Source organism: Sphingobium soli (assembly GCF_020782245.1).
Taxonomy (GTDB): Bacteria; Pseudomonadota; Alphaproteobacteria; order Sphingomonadales; family Sphingomonadaceae; genus Sphingobium; species Sphingobium soli.
Window position 1 is genome coordinate 1 of sequence record NZ_JAJGNP010000053.1, and the last position, 328, is coordinate 328.

The 328-nt window shown below is 58.8% G+C and carries 1 tRNA gene; it reads right to left on the reverse strand.

The annotated features are described in order from the left end of the window. Positions 1 to 77: transfer RNA gene (locus tag LL253_RS19700), tRNA-Met, on the reverse strand. Positions 78 to 328: the final 251 nt, after the last annotated feature.

Genomic DNA, 328 nt, shown 5'->3' on the forward strand with positions numbered 1-328 from the left:
TGGTTGCGGGGACAGGATTTGAACCTGTGACCTTCAGGTTATGAGCCTGACGAGCTACCGGACTGCTCCACCCCGCGCCGTGGTATTTTGTCCTCAAACGCCGGTGATCACATCTGTGATCTTGGCTTTTCCTCGCATAAGCTCGGGCGGCCGTTGGCCCCTTTGACTGACTGACAAGTCAGTCGCTCAGGACCGGCTTGCGGGCCTTTGGCCCGTTGGCGCTTGGCCGCGAGGGTGAGTGAATGGGTTTTATGTATCAAAAGCGCGAGCTTCAATGCCTGGCGACGCCCTACTCTTCCGGGGCTTGAGCCACAGTACCATCGGCGCA